General features: G+C 69.8%; 24 protein-coding genes. 15 read left to right on the top strand and 9 right to left on the bottom strand.

All coding sequences use genetic code 11. The features are described 5' to 3' along the window. The first annotated feature begins 60 nt into the window (after positions 1-60). A complete protein-coding gene (locus ACFXJ8_RS20570; RefSeq protein WP_379645513.1) occupies positions 61-255 on the top strand; it encodes a hypothetical protein in 195 nt (64 codons plus the stop codon). A 45-nt stretch (positions 256-300) separates the two neighbouring features. Here ACFXJ8_RS20570 and ACFXJ8_RS20565 read toward each other — a convergent pair whose 3' ends face one another. Both ACFXJ8_RS20565 and ACFXJ8_RS20560 read right to left on the bottom strand, forming a co-directional pair. Beyond that, a complete protein-coding gene (locus tag ACFXJ8_RS20565; protein WP_379645512.1) occupies positions 301-1,467 on the bottom strand; it encodes a serine hydrolase domain-containing protein in 1,167 nt (388 codons plus the stop codon). A 30-nt stretch (positions 1,468-1,497) separates the two neighbouring features. After that, positions 1,498-2,484 (bottom strand): hypothetical protein, encoded by a 987-nt coding sequence (locus ACFXJ8_RS20560; protein ID WP_379645511.1) that lies wholly within the window; start codon positions 2,482-2,484, stop codon positions 1,498-1,500. Between the two features lie 214 nt (positions 2,485-2,698). On the opposite strand from ACFXJ8_RS20560, the gene ACFXJ8_RS20555 reads away from it, so the two are divergent. The 4 genes from ACFXJ8_RS20555 (at position 2,699) to ACFXJ8_RS20540 (ending at position 9,251) form a co-directional block, all read left to right on the top strand. Next, positions 2,699-3,424, top strand: coding sequence for a MarR family transcriptional regulator (locus tag ACFXJ8_RS20555; protein ID WP_379645510.1), 726 nt, complete (start codon positions 2,699-2,701; stop codon positions 3,422-3,424). A gap of 119 nt (positions 3,425-3,543) precedes the next feature. Next, on the top strand, positions 3,544-7,044 hold the full coding sequence (locus tag ACFXJ8_RS20550) for a S8 family serine peptidase (protein WP_379645509.1): 3,501 nt from the start codon (positions 3,544-3,546) through the stop codon (positions 7,042-7,044). Positions 7,045-7,143: 99 nt separating this feature from the next. Next, positions 7,144-8,007 carry an alpha/beta fold hydrolase gene (locus ACFXJ8_RS20545; RefSeq protein ID WP_379645508.1) on the top strand — a complete coding sequence of 288 codons (864 nt, stop codon included), beginning with the start codon at positions 7,144-7,146 and terminating at the stop codon, positions 8,005-8,007. A gap of 68 nt (positions 8,008-8,075) precedes the next feature. Then, entirely contained in the window at positions 8,076-9,251 is a 1,176-nt protein-coding gene (locus ACFXJ8_RS20540) for a flavin-dependent oxidoreductase (protein ID WP_379645507.1), read from the top strand. Here the strand turns inward: ACFXJ8_RS20540 and ACFXJ8_RS20535 are convergent. After that, the gene (locus tag ACFXJ8_RS20535) at positions 9,223-10,635 is read right to left on the bottom strand and encodes a hypothetical protein (protein ID WP_379645506.1); all 1,413 of its coding nucleotides are present in this window, start codon (positions 10,633-10,635) and stop codon (positions 9,223-9,225) included. The genes ACFXJ8_RS20540 and ACFXJ8_RS20535 overlap by 29 nt on opposite strands. 57 nt (positions 10,636-10,692) lie before the next feature. Then, complete coding sequence (locus ACFXJ8_RS20530) at positions 10,693-11,208, bottom strand: NAD(P)H-binding protein (RefSeq protein ID WP_379645628.1); 516 nt, start codon at positions 11,206-11,208, stop codon at positions 10,693-10,695. Between the two features lie 68 nt (positions 11,209-11,276). Between ACFXJ8_RS20530 and ACFXJ8_RS20525 the strand changes: the two genes are divergently transcribed. Genes ACFXJ8_RS20525 through ACFXJ8_RS20510 form a run of 4 tightly spaced genes read left to right on the top strand, consistent with a single transcriptional unit; the run spans position 11,277 to position 14,038 of the window. Beyond that, complete coding sequence (locus ACFXJ8_RS20525; protein WP_379645505.1) at positions 11,277-11,786, top strand: TetR/AcrR family transcriptional regulator; 510 nt, start codon at positions 11,277-11,279, stop codon at positions 11,784-11,786. A gap of 41 nt (positions 11,787-11,827) precedes the next feature. Beyond that, positions 11,828-12,538, top strand: coding sequence for a YqjF family protein (locus ACFXJ8_RS20520; RefSeq protein WP_379645504.1), 711 nt, complete (start codon positions 11,828-11,830; stop codon positions 12,536-12,538). Between the two features lie 58 nt (positions 12,539-12,596). Beyond that, positions 12,597-13,148 (top strand): RNA polymerase sigma factor, encoded by a 552-nt coding sequence (locus ACFXJ8_RS20515; protein WP_379645503.1) that lies wholly within the window; start codon positions 12,597-12,599, stop codon positions 13,146-13,148. Continuing rightward, positions 13,145-14,038 carry a hypothetical protein gene (locus ACFXJ8_RS20510; protein WP_379645502.1) on the top strand — a complete coding sequence of 298 codons (894 nt, stop codon included), beginning with the start codon at positions 13,145-13,147 and terminating at the stop codon, positions 14,036-14,038. Before ACFXJ8_RS20515 ends, ACFXJ8_RS20510 begins: the two co-directional genes overlap by 4 nt. A gap of 18 nt (positions 14,039-14,056) precedes the next feature. Here ACFXJ8_RS20510 and ACFXJ8_RS20505 read toward each other — a convergent pair whose 3' ends face one another. Continuing rightward, positions 14,057-15,241, bottom strand: coding sequence for a hypothetical protein (locus ACFXJ8_RS20505; RefSeq protein WP_379645501.1), 1,185 nt, complete (start codon positions 15,239-15,241; stop codon positions 14,057-14,059). 82 nt (positions 15,242-15,323) lie between these two features. Further along, a complete protein-coding gene (locus tag ACFXJ8_RS20500) occupies positions 15,324-16,043 on the bottom strand; it encodes a DUF427 domain-containing protein (protein ID WP_379645500.1) in 720 nt (239 codons plus the stop codon). A gap of 130 nt (positions 16,044-16,173) precedes the next feature. Here ACFXJ8_RS20500 and ACFXJ8_RS20495 point away from each other — a divergent pair, with 130 nt between their 5' ends. The 3 genes from ACFXJ8_RS20495 to ACFXJ8_RS20485 all read left to right on the top strand — a co-directional run bounded on the left by ACFXJ8_RS20495 (position 16,174) and on the right by ACFXJ8_RS20485 (position 20,986). Then, positions 16,174-17,013, top strand: a complete 840-nt coding sequence (locus ACFXJ8_RS20495; protein ID WP_379645499.1) for a sulfurtransferase — start codon at positions 16,174-16,176, stop codon at positions 17,011-17,013. A gap of 144 nt (positions 17,014-17,157) precedes the next feature. Further along, a complete protein-coding gene (locus tag ACFXJ8_RS20490) occupies positions 17,158-18,840 on the top strand; it encodes a glycosyl hydrolase family 18 protein (RefSeq protein WP_379645498.1) in 1,683 nt (560 codons plus the stop codon). Positions 18,841-19,066: 226 nt separating this feature from the next. After that, a complete protein-coding gene (locus tag ACFXJ8_RS20485) occupies positions 19,067-20,986 on the top strand; it encodes an amino acid transporter (RefSeq protein WP_379645497.1) in 1,920 nt (639 codons plus the stop codon). A 48-nt stretch (positions 20,987-21,034) separates the two neighbouring features. On the opposite strand, the gene ACFXJ8_RS20480 is transcribed toward ACFXJ8_RS20485, so the two are convergent. Next, positions 21,035-21,724 carry a hypothetical protein gene (locus tag ACFXJ8_RS20480; RefSeq protein WP_379645496.1) on the bottom strand — a complete coding sequence of 230 codons (690 nt, stop codon included), beginning with the start codon at positions 21,722-21,724 and terminating at the stop codon, positions 21,035-21,037. Here ACFXJ8_RS20480 and ACFXJ8_RS20475 point away from each other — a divergent pair. Further along, entirely contained in the window at positions 21,714-21,857 is a 144-nt protein-coding gene (locus ACFXJ8_RS20475) for a hypothetical protein (RefSeq protein ID WP_379645495.1), read from the top strand. The genes ACFXJ8_RS20480 and ACFXJ8_RS20475 overlap by 11 nt on opposite strands. A 160-nt stretch (positions 21,858-22,017) precedes the next feature. On the opposite strand, the gene ACFXJ8_RS20470 is transcribed toward ACFXJ8_RS20475, so the two are convergent. Next, on the bottom strand, positions 22,018-22,338 hold the full coding sequence (locus ACFXJ8_RS20470; RefSeq protein ID WP_379645494.1) for a hypothetical protein: 321 nt from the start codon (positions 22,336-22,338) through the stop codon (positions 22,018-22,020). A gap of 88 nt (positions 22,339-22,426) precedes the next feature. On the opposite strand from ACFXJ8_RS20470, the gene ACFXJ8_RS20465 reads away from it, so the two are divergent. Next, positions 22,427-22,846, top strand: coding sequence for a YbaB/EbfC family nucleoid-associated protein (locus tag ACFXJ8_RS20465; RefSeq protein ID WP_379645493.1), 420 nt, complete (start codon positions 22,427-22,429; stop codon positions 22,844-22,846). Here the strand turns inward: ACFXJ8_RS20465 and ACFXJ8_RS20460 are convergent. Further along, a complete protein-coding gene (locus ACFXJ8_RS20460) occupies positions 22,830-23,228 on the bottom strand; it encodes a hypothetical protein (protein WP_379645492.1) in 399 nt (132 codons plus the stop codon). The genes ACFXJ8_RS20465 and ACFXJ8_RS20460 overlap by 17 nt on opposite strands. Positions 23,229-23,497: 269 nt before the next feature. Here ACFXJ8_RS20460 and ACFXJ8_RS20455 point away from each other — a divergent pair, with 269 nt between their 5' ends. Beyond that, positions 23,498-23,758, top strand: coding sequence for an SAV_915 family protein (locus ACFXJ8_RS20455; protein WP_379645491.1), 261 nt, complete (start codon positions 23,498-23,500; stop codon positions 23,756-23,758). Positions 23,759-23,959: the final 201 nt, after the last annotated feature.

Below are 23,959 nucleotides of genomic sequence, written 5' to 3'. Positions count from 1 at the left end.
TGGGCGCCATCAAGATCTCTATTGGTGGCCGGGCGACGGCGAGACCTACGGTCCGGGGCCATGACGCATGACATCGTCACCGAGTGGGTCGACGTGGGCGGCATGCCCGACCTCACTGCCGGCATCGCGGCCAACGACTGCGACGTGCTCTTCCCCCTCGAGGAAGACGACCACCTCGACGCCGGCAGCGGTCGGTCCTCTCGGTCCGCGCTCGGCGGCGGTGGCAGAGGGCACCCAGACCCGGGGTGCGCATGACCGGGACTTTGGAGGCCGGGGACGTGACGCCGGGCGGGCGGACCTTTATCGAGGGCAGAACTCGGCGGCGAGCAGGGCGTCGAAGATGCTCAGGCCGCTCCAGTCGCCGTTGACCTGGCTGGTGAGCAGGTGTTCGCCGTCGCGGGTGCCCATGGCGTAGGTCCACGACCCGTAGGTCGCGCCGCCGTTGCCCCAGACGGTGCCGCCGCACGGCAGCTCCTGGGAGAAGATGCCCAGGCCGTAGCGCGTGTTGGGGATCCACGGGGGGCCGCCCTTGGTGGCGACGGTGGTGAACATCTCCCGCTGCTCGGCGGGCGGCAGCAGGCGCCCGCCGAGCAGCGCGCCGAAGAAGCGCTGGAGATCTCCGGTGGTCGAGACGATGCCGCCGGCCGCCCAGGCGAAGGACTGGTTCATCTCGGTCACGTCGTGGATCTCGGGGTCGGGCTCGGCGGAGAACAGGGTGGAGTAGTGCACGGGGTGCGGGCCGCGGATCTTCGCCTCGCCGCCCGGCAGGTAGGTGCCGGTCAGTCCCAGCGGACGGAAGATCCGCCGCGTGAGCTCCTCGCCGTACGTCCTGCCGGTCGCCTTCTCGACGATCATGGCAGCCAGGAAGTAGTTGGTGTTGGAGTAGCCGAAGCCGCCGCCCGGCGGGAAGTAGGGCGGGTTGGACAGGCCGATCTTCACGAGCTGCTCGGGGGTGTAGCTGTCGTAGCGGTGCTCGTACCAGGCGTCGCCCATGCCCTTGGTGAACAGGCCGGGGTCGTTGCCGTAGTTGAAGATGCCGCTGGTGTGGTTGAGCAGGTGCCGGATGGTGATCTTTCGGCCGTCGTAGCCGTTGCCGGCGACCAGGCCGGGCAGCCACTGCTCCACTGTGTCGTCGAGGCTCAGCTTGCCTTCGGCCACCAGTTGCAGGACCACGGCGGCGGTGAACGCCTTGGTGGTGCTCCCGATCCGGAACCGCTCGGACGGCCGGCGCTTCTGCCCGGTCTCGGTGTCGGATTCACCCGCCGAGCCGAACCACCTCCCACGAGGGCTGCGGACTTCGGCGACGACGCCGGGAGCGCCGGCGGCCACGGCGTGGTCAAGAGCGCGCTGCACGTCGGCGTGGCCGGTGTCAGAGGGAGTGGCCGCCGCGGGGGCCGTCAGGGCGCCCTCGGCGATGGTCACGGTGGCGACGAGCAATCCCGCCTTGGCGGAGAAGGACATGGTCATGTCAGTTTCCTTTCAGGAGTAAAGAGGTCTTCAGCGCACGTGCTGGTGGAGCTCGGGGGTCTCGGCCGGTACGGCTGCGGCGCGCCTGGCGGTGACGATCACCCCTGTCGTGGTCATCGCCGTGAGCAGCAGCACCGCGGCCAGGGCGAGGAGAGTGGTGGCGTCCGGGTGGATCAGGGACTGGCCGCGCCAGGCCTGCCAGGTCACCACCGCGACCAACCCGGTGTAGCCGAGGGCGGCGCTGCCCACCAGGCGGGCGCGGACCTTCTCGGCGCGCAGCCAGGCGTGCTTGGCGGCCAGGGCGGCCAGCACCGCGGTGAGCAGGAGGAGCACCTGGATGCCATGCAAGGCGAAAAAGTGCGGCACTCGGAAGTCGCCGCCGGTCACGCTCCAGCCGGTGAGGGGCATGCCGTGGCCGTCGGGGTCGCCGATGCCGTGGCCCTGGTACATCGGCACCTGGTTGCCGTTGGCGTCGGTCACCGTACGGGGGTGGATCTCGGCGACCAGCCAGTAGACCGGCACCAGCATGCCGAAGACGGCCAGCGCCAGCCCGGCGCGGATCGCCCGGTTCACCGCGGCCCCGCCGGTGCGCTGGATCAGCACGACGATCGCCAGGATCAGCTGCGTGATGAGGATGATCATCACGCCGAAGGTGAGGATCGGCACCAGGGCCAGGGTGACCGGATCGGTCTGGTCGGCGTTGAAGTGGCTGAAGGTGCCGCGCGCCGCCTGGATGGTGATGGCGCCGACCTCCACGGTCGCGGCCAGTGCGAAGACGGTGCCGACCCACCAGCCCAGCCGCGTTCCCTTGCTCAGTTTGGTCAGCAGCCAGGCCAGCGTGCCGGCGTAGAGACCGAAGGCGAAGGCGAACTTGAGCGGCTTGACCCACACCGACTCATCCAGCAGGGTCCGGTCGTCCACCACGAGCCCGGCGCCGGCGACGAGCATCAGCCCCAGCATGAGGGTCGCGCAGACCACCAGTGGCCGGTGCCAGGTGCGCAAGGGGAAGGCGTTCATGAAGGGCTCCGATCAGTCTCGTTCACGACTGAGTAAAAGCTAATTTGCTTTCACTGATTCGTCAACACGAAAACGTGGCCTTCAGACAAAAGTGCAGATGAAAGCGATGAAGTCTTGCAATGAGACTGACGGTGAATGCAAATCTCGTTTGCAATGGAGTGTCGACGAACGCAATACTGGCCACACCGAAGACCGCGATACGGAGGCAGGACCGATGCCCGGAGGCAGGCTGACCCACCAGGACCGGCAGTCGATCGCGGAGGGGCTGGCGGAAGGACTCACCTACACCGAGATCGCCGGCCGCCTGGACAGACCCATCTCCACCATCACCCGGGAGGTGGCCCGCAACGGCGGCCCCGGCGGCTACCGGGCCGAGCAGGCACAACGGGCGACCCAGGGGCGTGCTCGCCGCCGCAAGCCGGCCCCGACCCCGGCTCCTCCGACCGCCACCGACGCGCACGGGCGCGACCCCGAGGCAGTCCACGCGCTGGAGGAACAGTTCACCGCGATGATGGCCGCCACGGGTCTGCCGCGGATGACGGCCCGCGTGCTGACCTGCCTGTACGTCACCGACAGTGGCAGCCTGACCGCCGCCGAGCTCGTTCAGCGGCTCCAGGTCAGCCCCGCCTCCATCTCCAAGGCCGTCGGCGAACTCGAACAGCAGGAGCTCATCAGGCGCGAACGCGACCCCCGCCGGCGGCGCGACCGGTACGTCATCGACGCCGACGCCTGGTTCCGCGGCTGGATGGCCAGCGCCCGCCAGAACGCCATGCTGGCCGACTTCACCCGCCAGGGCGCCGAGGTCCTCGGCCCGAGCACACCCGCCGGTACCCGGATGCAGGACATCGGCCACTTCTTCGAGCACGTCGGCCAGGCCATGATCCAGGCGGCCGAGGAGTGGCGGCAGGCCCATGCCGCGAGGCGCACGACACACGGCTAGGACGCGAACCCGTTCTGGTAAGTCACATTTTCCACATAGGCCGCAACTGCCCCTTGAAAAGGTAACTGACCGGAGTCACGCTTCGTCCACGTGGAGGTAAAGATCACTGAGGAGCGCCTGTGACCCACTCCCCCCGGCACCGTCGAACGATCCTGTTAGGGATCCTCGCGGTGCTCGCCCTCCTTCTCCCCCAAAACGTCGCGCACGCCGCACCCGAACCCGAGAAGATCAGCGAGGCCGTCCGCGCCGACCTCGCCAAGGATGACAAGGCCACGTTCTGGGTGCGGTTGAAGGGCGAGGCCAACCTCACCGCCGCGCGCCGGGCCGCCGCCAAGGACGACAAGGCCAAGGCCGTCTTCACCGCCAAGACCGAGCACGCCCGAGCGTCACAGGCCAGCCTCCGCAAGCTGCTCGAATCCCGGCGCGCGGCCTTCACCTCCTTCTGGATCGTCAACGCGGTGACCGTGACGGCCGACGCCAAGCTGGCCGCCGAGATCGCCGGGCTGCCCGAGGTCACGGCCATCGAGCCGGTCAGGACCGTGTCCCTGCCCAAGCCCGTTCCCGGTACGGCGGAGGCGAAGGTCAACGCCGTCGAGTGGAACGTGGACCGGATCAACGCCCCCAGGGTGTGGAGCGAGCTCGGCACCCGCGGTGAGGGGGTCGTGGTCGCGCACATCGACACCGGCGCCCAGTTCGACCACCCGGAGATCGCCGCGCAGTACCGCGGCAGGATCCCCGGCGGCGGCGTCGACCACAACTACAGCTGGTTCGACCCCGCGCAGGTCTGCCCCAGCCCCGCACCCTGCGACAACAACGGCCACGGCACCCACGTGATGGGCACCATGGTGGGCGCCTCCGGCATCGGCGTCGCGCCCGGCGCCACCTGGATCGCGGCCAAGGGCTGCGAGGGCCAGACCTGCACCGACGCCTCCCTGCTCGCCGCCGGTCAGTGGGTGCTCGCGCCCACGGACCTGACCGGCGCCAACCCGCGCCCCGACCTGGCCCCCGACATCGTCAACAACTCCTGGGGCGGGGCGGGCTTCGACCCCTGGTACAAGGCGACCGTCGACGCGTGGATCGCGGCCGGCATCTTCCCGATGTTCGCCAACGGCAACGAGGGGCCCGCCTGCCGTACCAGTGGCTCGCCCGGACAGTACGTGGCCAGCTACAGCACCGGCGGCTTCGACGTGAACAACGTCGTCTACAACCGCTCCAGCAAGGGCGAGGGCGAGGGCGAGAACGGCGAGATCAAGCCCAACATCTCCGCTCCCGCCGTGAACGTCCGCTCCTCGGTGCCCGGCGGCGGCTACAGCGCCTTCACCGGCACCTCCATGGCCTCGCCGCACGTCGCGGCCACGGTGGCGCTGATCTGGTCGGCCTCGCCCCGCCTGCGGGGTGACATCGCCGCCACCCGGCCGCTGCTCGACAGCACCGCGATCGACGTCGACGACACCAGCTGCGGCGGCACCGCGGCCGACAACAACGTCTGGGGCGAGGGCCGTCTCGACGCCTTCGCCGCGGTCAGCGCCGCGCCGCGCGAGGGGCTCGGCGAGCTCAAGGGCACGGTCACCGCCGAGGGCGCGCCGCTGCCCGAGGCCACGGTCGCGGTCACCGGGCCGATCGACCGTACCGTCACCTCGGGGCAGGACGGCGGCTACAGCCTGCCGCGCCTGGTGCCGGGCGACTACCAGATCACCGTGACCAAGTTCGGCTACGCGCAGGCCACCGCGACGGCCACGGTCGTGGCCGAGCAGAGCGTGACCAGGGACGTGGCCCTGTCCCCGACCGCCTCTGCCGTTGTCTCGGGTACGGTCACCACGGCCGGCGTCCCCGAGGTGGGCGCCACCGTGACAGCGCGGGGTACCCCGGTCAGCGCGGTCACCGACGCCACCGGCAGGTACCGGCTGACGCTGCCGCACGGCTCCTACGAGCTGACCGTCACCCCGCTCTCGCGCTGCTCCAGCACCGCCACCGCGGAGATCACCGTCGCCGGCGACGTCACCAAGGACGTCGAGCTGCCGCTGCGCGGCGACAACTTCGGCTACACCTGCAGGAGCGGCTCCGACGCCTACGTGGCGGGCACGGAGAAGCTGGCGCTCACGGGTGACGACGAGGCGCTCCAAGTGACGCTGCCGTTCACCGTCCCCTTCTACGGCGCGGGCCAGTCGCGCGCCTGGGTGACCACGAACGGCCTGGCCACCTTCGCCGCCGACCGGGTCACCACGGGCAACAACGGCACGCTGCCCTCGACCGGCACGCCGAACCTGGCGGTCTACCCGTTCTGGGACGACCTGGTGGTCGACGCCCAGGCGGGCGTCTACACCGCGACGAGCGGCACCGCTCCGCGCAGGACCTTCGTGATCGAGTGGCGCAACGTCACCTTCTACTCCGACACCACCCAGCGGATGTCGTTCTCGGTCGTGCTGGGCGAGGACGGCTCGGTCGGCTACCGCTACAAGGACGTGGAGAGCGAGCGGGAGCAGGGTTCCAGCGCCACCGTCGGCATCGAGAACGCGGGCGGCACCGACGCCCTGCTGTACTCCGCCAACGCGGCGGCGGTCACGAACGGGCAGAGCCTGGCGATCAACGCGAGCAGGCACGGCCTGGCGATCGGCACCGTCACCGACGCCAACGACGGCGACCCGCTCGCGGGGGCGCAGGTGAAGATCGGCGACGTCGCGACGTTCACCACCGGCGCGGACGGCTCGTTCTACGGGCAGGTGCCGGCCGGCGACTACACGGTGGAGGTGTCCAGGGAGCACTACGGCACCTTCTCCCAGCCGGCGACGATCGCGCCGGGAACGCTGACCAGGATCGACACCGCCCTGGTCACCGGCCGGGTGAGCGCCTCGGTGGCGGAGGTGACCGTGGTGATGCCCGCGGGCGCCACCAGGAACCGCACGGTGGAGCTCACCAACCTCGGCTCGCCCACCGCCTACACCGCCACCTCCGGCGCGACCTGGCTGACCGTGGCCCCGGCCGCGGGCGAGCTGGCCAAGGGGCAGTCGGCGGCGCTGAAGCTCACCGCCTCCAGCGCGGGCCTGCAGCCGGGCAGCGTGCAGACGGGCACGCTGACCGTCCGCTCGGCCAGCGGCCGCCAGCCGGTGATCGAGATCAGGGTGACGGTCGCGGTGCCGAAGCTCCAGGTGGCCGTGGACGCGGGCGGCGCCAAGGCGGTGGTGGATGGCGAGGGCGACACGTGGACCCCCGACAAGAAGTACGCCCAGGGGGCGCACGGCTACGTCGCCAACTCCTCCTCGACGCGCAGCACGACGAGGACCATCAAGGGCACCACCGAGCAGGAGCTGTTCAGGCGCGTCAGGGAGAACATGCTGGAGTACCGCTTCGACAACGTGCCCTCGGGGACGTACACCGTGGAGCTCGGCTTCGCGGAGATCAGGTCGATGGGGATGGGCAAGAGGGTGTTCGACGTGATCGTCGAGGGCCAGCTCGCCATCCCGGCGCTCGACCTGGCGCTGGAGGCGGGCACGTACACCGCGGTGACCAGGCAGCACACGGTGAAGGTGACCGACGGGCAGCTCAACGTGCGCTTCGCGGCGCGCAAGGGCTCGCCGGTCGTGAGCTTCGTCCGCATCTCGGAGCGGCCTGACAAGCCGTGACCTCCGCAGCCCGCCCCCTCCCGCGTGGAGGGGGCGGGCGCATTTCTAACGGAAAATTCGGAGTTGACCCGTTAGAGGGTTGCTCGCTATAACCATGAGATGAACATTCCTGTGGTGCATCACCGGTTCGTGGAGGTCGAGGGCGTACGCGTCTTCTACCGGGAGGCGGGCCCCGCCGACGCGCCCGTCCTCCTGCTGCTGCACGGCTTTCCCTCCGCCTCCCACCAGTTCCGGCGGCTGATGGACGCGCTCGGCTCCGACTACCGGCTGGTCGCGCCCGACTATCCCGGCTTCGGGCACACCGAGGCGCCCGCCGACTTCGGCTACTCCTTCGAGCGGCTGGCCGACATCACCGAGGGCTTCGTCCAGGCCGTGGGCCTCGACCGCTTCGTGCTCTACGCCTTCGACTTCGGCGGTCCCGTCGGGTTCCGGCTGGCCACCCGCCACCCCGAGTGGATCGCCGGGCTCGTCGTCCAGAACGCCAACGCCTATGAGGAGGGCCTGTCCGACCTGGCCAGGGGCTTCATCGCCAACCGTCCTGGTGTGCCCGGCGCGGAGGAGGCCGTCGCGCAGATCCTGGTCCTGCCCATGACCAGGGGGCAGTACGAGGGCGGCACCACCGACGTGAGCCGCATCGCGCCCGACGGCTGGACGCTCGACCAGCACTTCCTCGACCTGCCCGGCCGTAAGGAGGCCCAGGTCGCGCTGGCGCTCGACTACCACAGCAACGTCGCCCTCTACCCGGACTGGCAGCGGTGGCTGCGCGAGCACCGGCCGCCCGCGCTCATCGTGTGGGGCAGCGGCGACCCCTTCTTCCCCGAGCCGGGCGCCAGGGCCTACCTGCGTGACCTGCCCGATGCCGAGCTCCACGTCTTCGCCACCGGCCACTTCGCGCTCGAAGAGAACCTGCCCGAGATCGCCCCCCTTATCGCCGCGTTCCTCGACACCGCCTGGAAGGCCTGACGCGTAGGGGTTGAAAGCCGCACCGGCTACCGGCAAGATCATGCTGCGCCTACCAGGAGGTCGTCCCCATGCGCGTCGTCATCGCCGGAGCCGGAATCGCCGGCCTGACCACCGCCCTGAGCCTGCACGCCGCGGGCATCACCGACGTCGTCATCCACGAGTCGGTGCGGGAGATCCGTCCGCTGGGGGTGGGCATCAACCTCCTGCCGCACGCCGTACGCGAGCTCGACGAGCTCGGCCTCGGCGAGCGGCTGGCGGCGATCGGCGTCCCGTCGGCCGAGCTGACCTACGTCAACCGCCACGGCCAGGTCATCTGGTCCGAGCCGCGCGGGGTGGCGGCCGGCTACCAGTGGCCGCAGTACTCCATCCACCGGGGACGGTTGCAGAACCTGCTGCTGGAAGCCGTACTGGAGCGTCTCGGACCCGACTCGGTGGTGACCGGCTCGCCGGTCACCGGCCTCGACCACGACGCCGACCTGCTGGTCGGCGCCGACGGCATCCGCTCGTCGGTACGGGCCGCCCTGTTCCCCGACGAGGGCGAGCCGCTGTGGAGCGGCCAGGTGCTGTGGCGGGGCACCACGTACGGCAAGCCGTTCATGACCGGCAGGTCGGTGCTGCTGGCCGGCGACGACGTGCAGAAGGTCGTCGTCTACCCCATCGCGCCGCCCGACTCCGACGGCAAGGTGCTGATCAACTGGGCCATCCAGCGCCAGGCCCCCGAGACCCAGCCGCGCGGCGACTGGAACAGGCGGATCGAGATCGACAAGTTCTTCCACCACGTGGCGGACTGGCGGTTCGACTGGCTGGACATCCCCGGGCTGATCTCGGCGGCGGAGGTGGTCTACGAGTACCCCATGGTGGACAGGGACCCGCTGCCGTACTGGTCGACGGACCGGGTCACGCTGGTGGGCGACGCCGCGCACCCCATGTACCCGACCGGCTCCAACGGCGGCACGCAGGCCGTCATCGACGCCCGGGTCCTGGCCAACGCCCTGGCGACCGGCCGCGGCCTGGACTTCTACGAGAGCCAGCGCCGCGAGGCCACCGGCAACATCGTGCGGTCCAACCGCAAGGACGGGCCCGAGGTCATCATGAGCATGGTGCACCAGCGCGCTCCCCAGGGGTTCACCGACATCGACGAGGTGATGACGCTGGCCGAGCGCGAGGAGATCGCCCTGTCGTACAAGAAGACGGCGGGCTTCGTCCCCTCGGCGCTCAACGAGCGGGCTTCCTGGTCGGTGTGAGGGTTCGGGGCGTGCTGGACGCGCCGGGGAAGATGATGACGAGGAACTGCTGGCGGGCGTTGCCGTCCTCCTCCATCGCCGCCTGGGCGCCGCGCATGTGCACGCGGATCCGGTAGCGTCCCCTGCCTTTCACGAGCGGGTTCGGAAAGGTCTCGCCCTCCCATCTGGTCAGCTCGCCCCTGGTGCTGGTGTAGCCGACCTCGACGACCTTCTCCCAGCCCTTTCGCTCGACCGGCGGGCGCGTGCCGTAGCCCTCGACGGTGACGCAGACGTGCATCACCTCGTCCGCGGTGAGGATGGCGACCTCGCCCCTGGCGGTGCCCACGAGGTCGTTGTCGAACGCCCGGTCCAGCGCCGCCACGACCGGTTCCTCGCCCTCGGCGGCGGTCACCGCGCCGTAATCCGACCACACCGTCGCCGCGCCCCGCACCACCGGCCTGATCCGCGGCCGGTGCGCCGGGGCGTCCAGGCAGCGCTGCTGCGCGGCCGCGACGAAGGCGTCGTTCTCCGCCTTCTGCTGTTTCTCCTCGGCCTGCTCGCGGGCGTCCACCTCGGGGCAGAGCAGCGTCAGCGCCTGCGTCGTCTCGACCGTGCCGACGGCCACGCCGGTCGTGTCGCGGAGGCGGTCCAGCTCCCGCCGGTCCGCGCGCATGCTCCCCCGGCACAGGTCCCTGCCGAAGGCGACCAGCTCGGGGTCGGGCAGGTCGCGGAACCTCGGCGGCAGGAAGAGGCGCTCGCCCCTGGCCACGCAGACGAAGGCGGTCTCCCTGTCGGTACGGCTCGCCGGCCGGTCGCCGTAGCGCAGTCGCCAGGGGTCGCAGCGTTCCTCGGTCGCCTCCGTCACCTTTCCCACGGTCCCGTCGCCGGTCTGCATGCTCAGCAGGAGGAGTACGGCGAGGGCGGTGCCAGCCGTACGGGCGGCCCGCCCTCGCGGCGTGGTGCGCCGCACCCGCACGGCGACGACGACCAGCACGCCCGTGAGCAGGCGGAGACCGGTCCAGCCGAGCTGCAGGAACGGAGCCCACGTCTGCCCGCACTCCTCACCGACCACCAGGTCCGTCGTCGCGAACCCCACCGTGATGAGGAAGGGCCAGGTGAGGCCCACCGCGGCCAGCCACCCGACCGCACGGCCCCAGCGCGGCAGGCCCTTGCGCACGAGCAGCGCCCAGAGACCGCAGCCGGCCACGACGATCAACGGGCCTGGCACCACGTGCAGCGGCGCGAGCACCGAGCTGACCTCGGAGTGGAGATCGAAGCCCGGGCATGCGCGCGACCCGGCGACTACATAGATAGCGGACTCCGCCGCGAAGGCCCAGTACACGTAGGGAATCGCGGTCAGCGCGAAGGCCACCGCCCACAGGACGAGTGATGATCGCCGTAACATGGGCCGCCACCCTACAGCGCGGGGCCGACAGGGCGTCTCCGGCAGGCTTCGGCGGCCTCATCGGAAGGCGGCGAGGTTGCGGGCGGCCCAGTCGGCGAAGGTGCGTGGCGGGCGGCCGAGGATCTGCTCGACGGCAGGGCTCACCCGCTGCTCCTCCGCGGTCGGCGTGCCCAGGATGGCGAGTGTGCCGTCCACGATAGGCGCGGGCATGACCTGCGACATCCGCGCACGTGCCTCCTCGCGGGTCTGCTCGACGAACCGCACGGGTTCGCCCAGCGCCGCGCCGATCGCCGCGGCCCGCTCGCGCGGGGTGATGAGCGCGGGCCCGGTGAGCACATGGGTACGGCCCGCATGGCCTGGCTCGCGCAGGACGGTCGCCGCGACCTCGGCGATGTCCGCCGGGTCGATGGACGGCAGCCCCACCTCGCCGAACGGCGCGGCGGCCGTCCGCTCCGCGCGGATCGACTCGGCCCACGCGTAGGCGTTGGAGTGGAAGCCGCCGGGACGCAGGATCGTCCAGTCCAGGCCCGACCGGCGGACGGCGTCCTCGAACGCGGCGGGGTGGCGGTAGATCTCCGGACGCGTTCCCGCGCCCTGGCTCGACAGCAGGACGAGAGCGGCTCGCGACCGCCGCCGCCCGGGTGCTGCACGAGCAGGGCGTCGAGAAGACGACGCTGGCCGACATCGCCCGAGCGGCTGACGTTCCCGTGGGCAACGTCTACTACTACTTCAAGTCGAAGGACCAGCTCGTCGAGGCGGCGATCACCACCCACGCGCACCACCTCGACACCATGGTCGCCGCACTCGACCAGCTGCCCACTCCGCAGGACCGGTTGAAGGCCCTCGTGGGCGGGTGGGTCGACCAGCGTGACGTCGCGGCCCGCTACGGCTGTCCCACGGGCACGCTGGCCGTCGAGCTGGACAAGCGCGACGACGGCCTCGACCGCGCCATCGCCGACGTGATACGGGCGCTGCTCGACTGGACCGAGCGGCAGTTCACGGAGATGGGCCGCGACGACGCACGCGAGCTCGCGGTCGCCCTGATCGCCGCCTACCAGGGGATCTCGCTGCTCACCAACACCTTCCGCGACCCCGAGCTGATGGCGGCCGAAGGCCGGCGGCTGGAGCGTTGGATCGACGCCCTCTCCTGACCTCGCGGTATTGCGGTACGACCCGAGGGTAGGTGCCGGTGATGAAAGCTCCGCCGTCTCCGCACGTCGCTCGCCCGGTGATGTACCACCACTGGTCGACGATGACCTTCCTGCACTGGCGGTATCCAGCCGCGCAGGTCCAGGCCCTGCTCCCCGACTCCCTCACGGTCGAGACCTTCGACGGAACGGCGTGGGTCGGGCTGACCCCGTTCCTCATGGAGGGCGTGCGGATGCCCGGGCTGCCCGTCATGCCCTGGCTGTCCCGCTTCCCCGAGACGAACCTGCGAACGTACGCGCGCGACGATCACGGCCGCAGTGGCATCTGGTTCCTGTCGCTGGACGCTGGACGGCTCGCCGCCGTGCTCGGTGGCCGCGCGGGGTACGGCTTGCCGTACTTCTGGTCGGACATGACCGTGGACGCCGACGACGCGCTCGTGCGCTACCGCTGCCGCAGGCAGTGGCCCGAGCCGAGCGGAGTGCGGTGCGACGTGGACGTCGAGCCGAGCACGGAGCCGATCGAGGAGGAGGAGCTGGCGCATTTCCTGACCGCCCGCTTCCGGCTGTTCACCCTGATCGCGGACCGGGTGGCCGCGGCCGAGGTCGAACATCCACCGTGGCCGCTGCGTCGCGCCCGCCTGCTGCGCCTGGACCAGAACCTCGTCGAGGCCGGCGGCCTGCCCGCCCCTGACCACGACCCCGTGCTGCACGCCTCACCCGGCGTTCCGGTCAGGGTCGGGATGTGGGGCTGGTAACAACTCCCGCATGCCGTACATCTCCTCAGGTGTGTCCACCAACCGGAAGGATCGCCACATGGGCCCACCTGAGCGGGAACGACGGTTCGAGGAGATGTACCTGGCGCACTACCCGGCGGTGTCGGCCTACGTCAGGCGGCGCACCGACTCGCCCGACGACCTGGCCGACGTGATCGCGGAGACGTTCACGACCGCCTGGCGCAGGCTGCCCGAGGTGCCGGAGGGCGACGGGGCCAGACTCTGGCTGTACGGCGTCGCCCGGCGAACCCTCGCCAACCACTTCCGTTCCGAGGGGCGCAGGACCGCGCTGGCCTCACGGTTACGCGAGGAGCTCACGGCCTGGACGGGCCCCGTCGTGGACGGGGACCACGACGGCGTCCGCCGGGCCTTCCGGCAATTGCCGCCCGACGACAGGGAACTGCTCGCGCTGATCGGCTGGGAGGGCCTGACCATCGGCGAGGCGGCCACGGTGCTCGGCTGCTCCGGCGGCGCCGCCAGGTTGCGCCTGCACCGCGCCCGCAAGCGGCTCGCCAGGGCGCTGGCCGCCGCCGATCTCGATCTCAGCAGGTACGGCGCGCGCGCCGTCTCACTAGCGGAGGGTCACTCATGAACGGAGGGTCACTGATGAACGCCGACCTCGATCGTGTCGTCGCACACCTCGCGCCCGACCCTGGCCCCGGCCTGAGCGACGGCGCACGACAGCTCATGCACGAGATCATGGAGGGCGATCCGGCACCGGTCGCCAAACCCTCGGCCGGACGATGGCGGCCCGGCTGGCGGCTGCGGCTCACGGCCGTGGGTGCGGTGGCCGCCGCCGTCCTGGGAGCGACCTGGCTGGGACCGTCCTGGCTCGGCCTCGGCCCCGACCCGGTCGCGGCACTCGACATCAAGCAGGAGGACGGCTACTACGTCATCACGGTGAAGGACCTCTACGCCGACCCGGACAACTACGAGGCGCAGTTGCAGGCCGCGGGCCTGGACATCTCGCTCAGGGTCGAGCCGGTCTCCGCCGCCTTCGAGGGTCAGGTCTTCCCGACCTCCGGCGAACGGTACGTCACGGAGTTCGAGCCCATCGAGGAGCCCGGCGACTGCGGCAAGGTCGGCGGCTGCCCCGTCGGGCTGAAGATCCCGATCGGGTTCAAGGGCTCGGCCGACATCAGGCTCGGCCGCGCGGCCCGGCCGGGCGAGAAGTACCGCTCGATCACCTCGTTCGACGCGCTCGGCGAGCCGATGCACTGCGTGCCGTACATGAACAAGCCGGTCGCCGAGGTGCGGGAGATGCTGCGGCAGCGGGGGGTGACCATCGAGGAGTTCAGCGTCGGCGACCCGAACCGCCAGCCGGGCAACTCCGAGACGAAGGCCTCGGTGCCCGACTCCTACCTCGTCAACGGCGGTTCGCTGACGGAGCCAGGCAAGGCGATGGTCTCGGTGTGGACGGCCCCCATGAAGGAGGAGTACGTGAAGAATGTGGAGACGGCCAACGGCTGCCCGCTCTCCTGATCGCCGGCCCGGCCGCGCTCACCTGGCGCGGCCGGTGCCGTCGCCGACGAGAGCCAGGTACACGGTGCGCACGGCGAGCACCCGCTCGAGCTCGCGGATCACCGGCGGGAAGAACTGCTTGCGGTAGTGCGGATCGACCATGGTCGAGAAGACGAAGTACATGCTGGAGAAGCCGGCCAGCAGCAGCGACACCCTCAACAGCTCGGCCGGTACGGCAGGCAGGAGGTTCGAGGGGCGGGGCGGCGCGCCGATCCACTGCTGCATCGTCTCTGCGTCGATGAGGACCATGCCCATCGTCACGAACAGCACGAACATGCCGATGCCGACCACAGTCGCCTGGGCGAGTTGCCTGCTGGCCAGCAGGAACAGCAGGTTCAGGCTCTGCGTGCGCGACAGCGGCGCCGCGGCCCGCCCCTCGGTACGGCAGGCGTCGGCGTCCGCGAGCGGGGTGCCCCGGCAGGCGGAGACCACGGCGTCGATCGACAGGCCGTCCTGGATCTGCGCGATCTCCTCACGCAACCGGGCGCCGGAGGCGAGCACGGCGACGGTGGCGAAGATCGCGATCAGGAGGGTCTCGCGTGCCCAGCTCAGCCTGCTGGCCAGCTGCCACAGCTCGCCGGTGAAGAAGAAGAACATGGTGAGGAAGAGCAGCATGGGCATGCTGCGCGCCTGCAGCTGGAAGCTGTTGCGCAGGTCGCCGAGGGCATGGAGCAGCGCGCGACCGGCCAGCGGCATCAGCCCGAAGCCGGTGCACAGATAGGCCGTCAGGGCGAGCAGGCCACCTATCACCACCCAGGTCCAGAAGGCGACGTGAAAGTCGCCCTCGTGGAGGTCACCCGTACCGATCAACGCCAGCGTGATGGTCTCGGCGACCTTCAGCACGGCGAGGCCGTACAGGCACAGGCAGGCCGAGGCGGTCAGAAACACGAAAGCGGGCCTGCGGGGGCGACCGATCCAGGACCGGAGTGCGAGCGCTCCGGGAACGGCCACTCCCAGCAGGACGAGAGGCACGTGACCATCGAGGGCCAACAGGGCCACGGCCCAGAGGCCCAGGAGGGGCGCCATCCTGGTGACGGTGTCCGCGCGTCCGTGGCGGTGCCGGAGCCTGGGCAGCCCCTGACGCACGAACCACCGTTCGACCTGGGTGACCCGAGGGTCGTACGAGGGTCTCGCGCGCACGGCCGGTTCCTGCGTGGACGTCATGTCGTCACCTCCTGAGCGGCCCGGAGGCCACTATGCGGAGTGCCGGTTGACGCTCGCTTTCAGCACACTGGGGACAGATGGGTCAGCTGAACGGGGTCTTCGGGCGGTCCTGCAGGACGTCGTCGACGTAGATGTCGATCTTCTCGTTGTAGAAGGCGATCAGCCCGGCGATCCGCTGGCTCTCGGGCAGCGGCGTGCGGTACGACCAGGCCAGGTCCTTCTGGCCGCTGACCGTCCAGTACTCCGCCGTTCCCTTGTACGGGCACTGGGTGGAGGTGTCGGTCGGCGCCAGGAGGTCCAGGCGGACGTCCGTCTTCGGCAGGTAGTAGCGCGGCGGCAGGCCGGTCTCGAAGAGGATCATCGTGCGGGTGGACTCGGCCACGGTGGTGCCGTCGATCTCGATCCTGACGCGCCGGGAGCTGGGCAGGATGTCGACGCGGCTGTACGGGTCGCGGGGGTGGACGTAGACCTCCTCGTCCTCCTCGAACCAGGCGTCCATCGCCGCCCAGTCGAAGCGGACGTGGTCCTTCAGCTCCTCGATCGGGGATTCGGGGTAGACGAGGGCGGCGTCGGCCGCCTGCCTGCCGCCCGCGGTGACGGTGTGGACGACGCCCTCGCCGCGGCTGGGTGAGCGCGTGGTCGCGCCCGTCGGCTGGAGCGCCGCCTGGTCGACGTCGGCGAGGGGCAGGTAGTAGGTCGGGTAGTGAGGACCCTCCCAGACCAGGAGCGCCCTCGTCGTGTCGGCGATCTGACGGCCGCCGAAGTAGACGCGCACGCGCTTGGCCGTCGGTTCGATCTTCAAACGGCTCTTCATAGGTGAGGCAACCGCCGGTGCGACACAGGTATTCCGGCGACGCGTTACCGGGGTCGGGGCGGCCCTCGTGCGAGTCTGGGAGTGACGGGTCCACCAACTCTGACCAGGAGGTTCACTCATGACTCGTTCCGCCGCCCTGGTTGACGCTGACTGGGTCGAGGCCAACCTCGACTCCCCCGGCGTCGTGCTCGTCGAGGTCGACGAGGACACCAGCGCCTACACCAGAAGCCACATCCGCAACGCTGTCAGGATCGACTGGCAGGCCGATCTGCAGGACCCCGTTCGTCGTGACTTCGTCGACAAGGCGGGTTTCGAGGCGCTGCTGTCCGAGCGTGGCATCTCGAACGACGACCTCGTGGTGCTCTACGGGGGTAACAACAACTGGTTCGCGGCGTACGCGTACTGGTACTTCAAGCTCTACGGTCACTCCAACGTCAAGCTGCTGGACGGCGGGCGCAAGAAGTGGGAGCTCGACTCGCGTGAGCTGGTGACCGACGTCCCCGCTCGTTCAGCGACCAGCTACGTCGCGCAGGAGCAGGACACCGCCATCCGCGCCTTCCGCGACGACGTCCTGTCCTCGATCGGCAAGCTCAACCTGGTGGACGTGCGTTCGCCCGACGAGTTCACCGGCAAGCTGAAGGCTCCGGCGCACCTGCCGCAGGAGCAGGCGCAGCGCGGCGGTCACATCCCGACGGCGCGCAACATCCCGTGGTCGAAGGCAGCCAACGACGACGGCACGTTCAAGTCCGACGACGAGCTCCAGACTCTGTACGCGGGTGCGGGCGTCGACTTCGGCAGGGACACGATCGCCTACTGCAGGATCGGGGAGCGCTCCGCGCACACGTGGTTCGTGCTGCACGAGCTTCTCGATCAGGCCAATGTGAAGAACTACGACGGTTCGTGGACCGAGTACGGCTCGATGGTGGGCGTGCCGATCGAGTTGGGGGAGGCCCGCTGACGGCTGGACCGATTGTGTATTGACGCTGCCGCAGCTTGCGGCTAACGTCAATTCAAAATTAAAAGGAAACCTTCCTATTAGTTTCCTCGGCAGCATCCCCATCCCACCCCCCGTTCACCCCCCGAACCGGATGTTGGAGCTTCGATGAAGCACACCCTGAGCAAGGTCCTGGCCGTCCTGGCGGCGTTACTCATGCCGCTCACCGCGGCCGTCGTCGCCCCGTCCAGCGCGTACGGCGCCGCCACGTCCAGCAGCTCGACGGCCGTCCTCGCCGCCTGGGCCCCGTGGACCGCCTACACGGCGGGCGCCCGCGTCACCCACAACGGCGTCGAGTACGAGTGCGTCCAGAGCCACACCTCCCAGCCGGGCTGGGAGCCGCCCAACGTGCCCGCCCTCTGGAAGACCACGGGCGGCGGCGGAGGCGACACCACCGCGCCGTCGGTCCCCGGCAACCTCCGCTCCACCGGCGTCACCAACTCCAGCGTCTCCCTGGCCTGGAACGCCGCCACCGACAACGTCGCCGTCACCGGCTACGAGATCTACCGCGCTGGCACCCTGGTCACCACCGTCACCGGCACCACCCACACCGACACCGGCCTGACCGCCAACACCGCCTACACCTACACCGTCCGCGCCCGCGACGCCGCCGGCAACCGCTCCGCCCACAGCGCCTCCGTCACCGCCACCACCACGGGCGGCGGCGGAGGCGGCGGTGACAAGGTCCTCGGCTACTTCGTCCAGTGGGGCGTCTACCAGCGCGCCTACCACGTCAAGAACATCGACACCAGCGGCTCGGCCGCCAAGCTGACCCACATCAACTACGCCTTCGGCAACGTCCAGAACGGCCAGTGCACGATCGGCGACAGCTACGCCGACTACGACCGCTTCTACCAGGCGGGCGAGAGCGTGGACGGCGTCGCCGACACCTGGGACGCCGGGGCGCTGCGCGGCAACTTCAACCAGCTGCGCAAGCTCAAGCAGAAGTACCCGCACATCAAGGTGCTGTTCTCCTTCGGCGGCTGGACCTGGTCCGGCGGCTTCGGCCAGGCCGCGCAGAACCCGGCGGCCTTCGCCGAGTCCTGCTACCGCCTGGTGGAGGACCCGCGCTGGGCCGACGTCTTCGACGGCATCGACATCGACTGGGAGTACCCGAACGCCTGCGGCCTGACCTGCGACACTAGCGGGCCCGCCGCGTTCAGGAACCTGATGTCGGCGCTGCGCACCCGCTTCGGCTCCGGCAACCTCGTCACCGCGGCCATCACCGCCGACGGCAACAACGGCGGCAAGATCGACGCGGCCGACTACGGCGGCGCCGCGCAGTACGTCGACTGGTACAACGTCATGACGTACGACTTCTTCGGCGCCTGGGCGGCCCAGGGCCCGACCGCCCCGCACTCGCCGCTCACCAACTACAGCGGCATCCCGATCGCGGGCTTCTACTCCGACAACGCGATCCAGAAGCTCAAGAGCAAGGGCGTGCCCGCGAGCAAGCTGCTGCTCGGCATCGGCTTCTACGGCCGCGGCTGGACCGGCGTCACCCAGTCCGCGCCGGGCGGCACGGCCACGGGACCCGCGCCCGGCACCTACGAGCAGGGCATCGAGGACTACAAGGTGCTCAAGACCCGCTGCCCCGCCACCGGGACCATCGCCGGTACGGCTTACGCCCACTGCGGCAACCAGTGGTGGAGCTACGACACGCCGAGCACGATCGGCGGGAAGATGAGCTACTCGAAGAACCAGGGCCTGGGTGGCGCGTTCTTCTGGGAGCTCAGCGGTGACACCTCGAACGGTGAACTGATCACCGCGATGAGGAACGGCCTGGGCTGATCTTCCGCCAGCGCCATCAAGGGCCGGTCCCCTCGTCGGCCCTTCCGGCTTCCGGTACGGCCCGCCGCCCAGCCGACGAACCCCTCGTTTGGACCGGCCCTCGGAGGAGGGGAAGCGAAGGGAGACGCGATCGCCCCTCACCACGTCGTGAGCACCCATGCCCGCGAGGGGTGAATTCGCCCAGTCGCTACCCTGGTGCCCCACGGGGCGCACGAAGGGTGAGGATATGTCCACGACGACGGAGGCCGCCGGCGACAGGTCGGTCAAGGCCTGGTTGCTGGACGGTCTGAAGCCGGAGGATCGCCATTCCTCGGGCATGCACGAGGAGCATCCCGACAAGCAGCACCCGTGGTGGAAGACGATGTGCCTCACGGGCGTCGACTACTTCTCCACGCTGGGCTACCAGCCGGGCATCGCCGCCCTGGCGGCCGGGGCGCTCTCCCCCGTCGCGACGTCGCTGCTGGTGATGCTCACCCTGTTCGGCGCGCTGCCCACCTATCGGGCGGTGGCCGCGGAGAGCCCCCGCGGCCTGGGTTCCATCGCCATGCTGGAGCGCCTGCTCCCGCACTGGTGGGGCAAGCTGCTGGTGCTGGTGCTGCTCGGCTTCGTGGCAACGGCGTTCATCTTCACGATCACCCTGTCGGCCTCCGACGCCACCGCGCACATCGTGGAGAATCCCTTCGTCCCCGAGGTCCTCCACGGCCAGGAGGTCCTCGTCACGATCCTGCTGATCGTGGCGCTGGGCGCGATCTTCCTGCGCGGCTTCAGCGAAGCCATCGGGCTCGCGGTCGTCCTGGTCGCCGTGTACCTCTCGCTCAACGTCGTCGTCGTGGGCGTGGGCCTGTTCCAGGTGATCGAGCATCCGGAGCTGGTGGCGAACTGGCAGGAGGCCCTGACGACCGGGCACGCGGGGCCGCTGGCGATGATCGGCGTCTCCCTCCTCGTCCTGCCCAAGCTCGCACTCGGCCTGTCCGGGTTCGAGACGGGTGTCGCGGTCATGCCGCAGATCCAGGGCAGCCTGGAGGAGCGCATCAAGGGCGCGCGGCGACTGCTCACCACCGCCGCGCTGATCATGAGCGGTTTCCTGATCGCCAGCAGCTTCGCCACGGCGATCCTCATCCCGCACGAGGAGTTCGAGGAGGGCGGCAAGGCGAGCGGGCGCGCGCTGGCCTACCTCGCCCACGAGTACCTCGGCGACCTGTTCGGCACCGTCTACGACGTCAGCACCATCGCCATCCTGTGGTTCGCCGGCGCCTCCGCCCTGACGGGCCTGCTCAACATCGTGCCCCGCTACCTGCCCAGGTACGGCATGGCCCCGGACTGGACCCGCGCCATCAGGCCGCTGGTCCTGGTCTTCACCGCGATCTCCGTGCTGATCACCATCATGTTCGGCGCCGACGTCGAGTCCCAGGGCGGCGCGTACGCCACGGGCGTGCTCGCGCTGATCCTGTCGGCCGCCGTGGCCGTCACGATCTCCAACCACCGCAGGGGAAGGCGCCCCGCCACGTACGCGTTCGCGACGATCTCGCTGGTCCTCGGCTACACGACCGTGGTCAACATCGTCGAGCGCCCCGACGGCCTGCAGATCGCGCTGTTCTTCGTGCTGGCCATCGTCGTCACCTCGATCATCTCCAGGGCCACCCGCTCGACCGAGCTGCGGGTCGGCCACATCGAGTTCGACCCCACCGCCCTGCGCCTGGTGGAGGGGATCGACGGCCCGCTGCACCTGATCGCCAACGAGCCCGACGAGCGGGACCCGCGCGAGTACGCGGAGAAGGAAGGCGAGGCCAGGGAGCACCACCACCTGCCGGCGGACGAGCCTGTGCTCTTCCTCGAGGTGACCATCGCCGACGCGTCGGAGTTCTCGTCGGACCTGAAGGTGGTCGGCGAGGAGCGCCACGGCTACCGCATCCTCAAGGTCAGCAGCTCCAACGTCCCCAACACGATCGCGGCGATCCTGCTCTACCTGCGCGACCTCACGGGGAAGAAGCCGCACGTCTACTTCCACTGGGTGGAGGGCAACCCCGTTACTGCGATGCTGCGCTACCTGCTGTTCGGCGGCGGTGACGTGCCGCCGCTGACTCGTGAGGTGCTGCGCCAGGCCGAGCCCGACGTCTCCAAGCGCCCCCAGGTGCACGTCGGCTAGTCCTCCACGGGGTTCGCTCCCGGGGCTCCTGGGCTCCTGGGTGCACGCCTACGAGTCCTCCAGTTCCCAGTCGAAGTCCTCGCTGCCGGCAGGGAGTTGCCGCCGCTGCCCGGGGCCGCGCTCGGGGGGCGGCTGGAAGGGAGGCAGCCCCTGTGTGTTGATCTCGGCGGCCTTGAAGGAGATCGCCCCTCCCCCGGCGGGCAGTACCGTCTTGATGTTCAGCAGGGCGCTACGAAGATCGCGCAGGTTGAACGCCATGTTCGCGACGAAGCCTTCGAGCTGGAGAATGACGGCGATCACCGCGATGTTCGCCGACTTGGCCGCGGCGGCCTCGCTGAACATCGCCGCCGCCGCGGTGGCGGGAAACACTCGCGCGATCATCAGCCCGGTCAGCGCGATGATGAGCGAGGCGCCCATGAGCCGCAGTGCCGTGTCGAAGTCGGCGTAGGCGTCGGCGAGGTGGCCGAGCCCTTCGCCCATGTACTCCACCGACGTCTTCAGCGCGCCCAGCTGGCTGTTGAAGGCGTTGAGCGCGATCTTGAAGGCGAGCTGGTCGTCGGTGTCCCACCCGACGGCCATCGCCTCCCGGACCGTTTGGATGCCGGGCAGGATCTGCCCTTCCAGGCCGAGCGTGCCGCCGAGGGCGTTGATCCAGCTCGTCTTGGCCTGCCTGATCGCCTCCTCGTTGCCCTGCGCGCCCTCCACCAGCAGGTAGGTGGCGAGGGCCATGACGCTCATGCCCGTCGCGATGCGCCAGATCCGCACGGCCGACGAGGGTGTTTTCGGGACGGAGGACGGCGGCGTCGTGCCCATGAAGGGGTGCGCGGCGCCGGGCGATGCGAGCGACCTCAGCGGCGGGCCCGTCGAATAGCTGGGATGCGGCGGCCCGAACTGCCCCGGCGCAGGAACCGGCGTAGGTGGAGGACCCGGTGCCCAAGGGGGACGCGGCACCGGCGGGGGACCCTGCACCGGGGGGAAGGGCGACAGGGGGTGACCCGGAGGAAGGGGCGGGCCGAAGCCGGGCGGCATCGTCATAGAAAGGACCTCACGGCCATGGCGTCCCGCATGCTGAGCTCCTCGGCGGTCTCCCAGTTCCGCTTCGCGTATCCGAGCAGCCGCGTCCAGGACTGGGTGACCGCCACCGCGTCGCCGATCAGGCCCTCGGTGATGTCCTGGATGTCGCGATAGGTGCTGCCGAGGATCAGGTCGCCCACCATCCCGAACGTGTCAGACGGCAGGTCGGTCTGTGGCTTGACGTTGGCCCGGAATCCCGTGAGCGGCACCGTGAGCGCCAGGTCCACCGCTTTGGCGGTCTTGCCGATCACGCTGGAGCTGACGCTTTTATCCTTCATAGTCCCCGAATCCTCTATACATATATTTCGCGTGAAAAAAACGTCAATGGCGAATTGTCGCGACTCGCGAGCTGTTAGATCTGAGCGCATGATGGCTTCCGAGAACGACCTCGACCGGATGCTCAGCGAGAGCGAGCGCTCGCTCCGCAGGATTCGTGAAGCGACCGCGGAATTCGAGCGCGTCACCGGCGCGGGAGAAGCGGCCGAAGGCTTGGTGAGGGCGAGCGTCGATCACACAGGACGGCTGCGCGAGGTGACCCTTGACCCGCGGGCGATGCGCCAGGACAGCGCGACGCTCGCCGACTCGGTGACGCAGGCCGTGCGGGCGGCGCAGGACGACGCGTCGCGCCAGGGCCAGGAGCTCCTCGACGCCGTGTTGGGCGACCAGGCGCGAAACCCCTTCGACCTGAACGCCCTGCGGGACCGCCTCCAGGCCGCCGAGGAGTCCTTCGCCCGCTCGATCGCGGGGCACACCGAGGCGCTCCAGAACCTCAGGTTCGAGAGGTGAGGCGAACCGCCTGCTCCACGTAGTCGCGAACCTGGATCGGGCCCCGGCGCCACAGCGACACGAAGGAACGTCGCTCGTCGCGGGCCCGGACGACCCGGAACAATGCCCCAGCGACCAGCCCCACGAGCGCCGCGGTGCCGAACACCCCGAGCCTGACCAGGTCAGATCGGGTGAAGGTCAGCTCCCCCGCGGCGTTCACCAGGAAACCCGTCGTGAAGAGCCACGTCATCAGCGCAGTGGCGGCCGCGGCGAGCGGGCTGCGCGACCAGATCGCGAACGTCCCCGCCACAGCGGCCATCGCGACCACGCGCGGCGTGCCCTCAGGAACGAGGGCCGCCACGGCGGCGCAGGCCGCGACGCTCACCACGAACCCTCCGGTCATCAGAAATTCCACCGGCGGCCTTTCCCGAATGAATGCCATAATTCATCTCATCGCATTTCCGGACGTATAGGGCAAATCACTACGACATCCCTTCGCCTTGCCGACGAACCCTGACGCGATATTGATGCCGATCGAGCCACCGTAAGGGCTCGTGTCAATCACCCGTCAGGGTTTCGGCGCGCGCCGTCCAGATCCCGTATCGGACGCACTCGACAGGACACGAGCCGCCATAGCGTCACTTTCTGGACGAGTTCCCCAGGAGGAATCACATGTCAGAAGTGCCGCTATTCATCCCAGTCCGGCAGGGCCGGCTCAGCGCCTCGCTCCGGTTGTTCCGCACGGCGGCGGGCGAGAAGACCGCAGTGGCCTTCACCTCCCCCCTGCGTCTGGTCAAGGTGCTCGGCTCCGACCAGCAGTGGGTACGGCTCAGCGAGCCCGCCCTGCGCGGCATGCTCAGGGACCTGGACGTCATGGGCGTCGTCGTCGACCCGGCGGGCGCGATGACCCGCCCGGCCGAGGGAGCCGCCTGATGTGCGCGCTCGAGCAGGACCTGGCCCGACGCGAAGGAGGACTGTGATGCATTCCGGTGGCCCGCCCTTCCTCCCCACCCGCATCGGAAGAAGCATGATGAAGCCCCCGAAACTGCGGCCTGAGGCGCTCGGGCTCCTCGCCCTGATCGTCGTCGTCGCCGCCCTCACGCTGGCGATCGAGCTGCTTCCCTGACAGCAGCC

Origin of the sequence: Nonomuraea sp. NPDC059194, from assembly GCF_042754765.1 — a bacterium.
Taxonomy (GTDB): domain Bacteria; phylum Actinomycetota; class Actinomycetes; order Streptosporangiales; family Streptosporangiaceae; genus Nonomuraea.
Note: the sequence above shows the minus strand (reverse complement) of the source record. Positions and strands in the feature narration are given on the sequence as shown.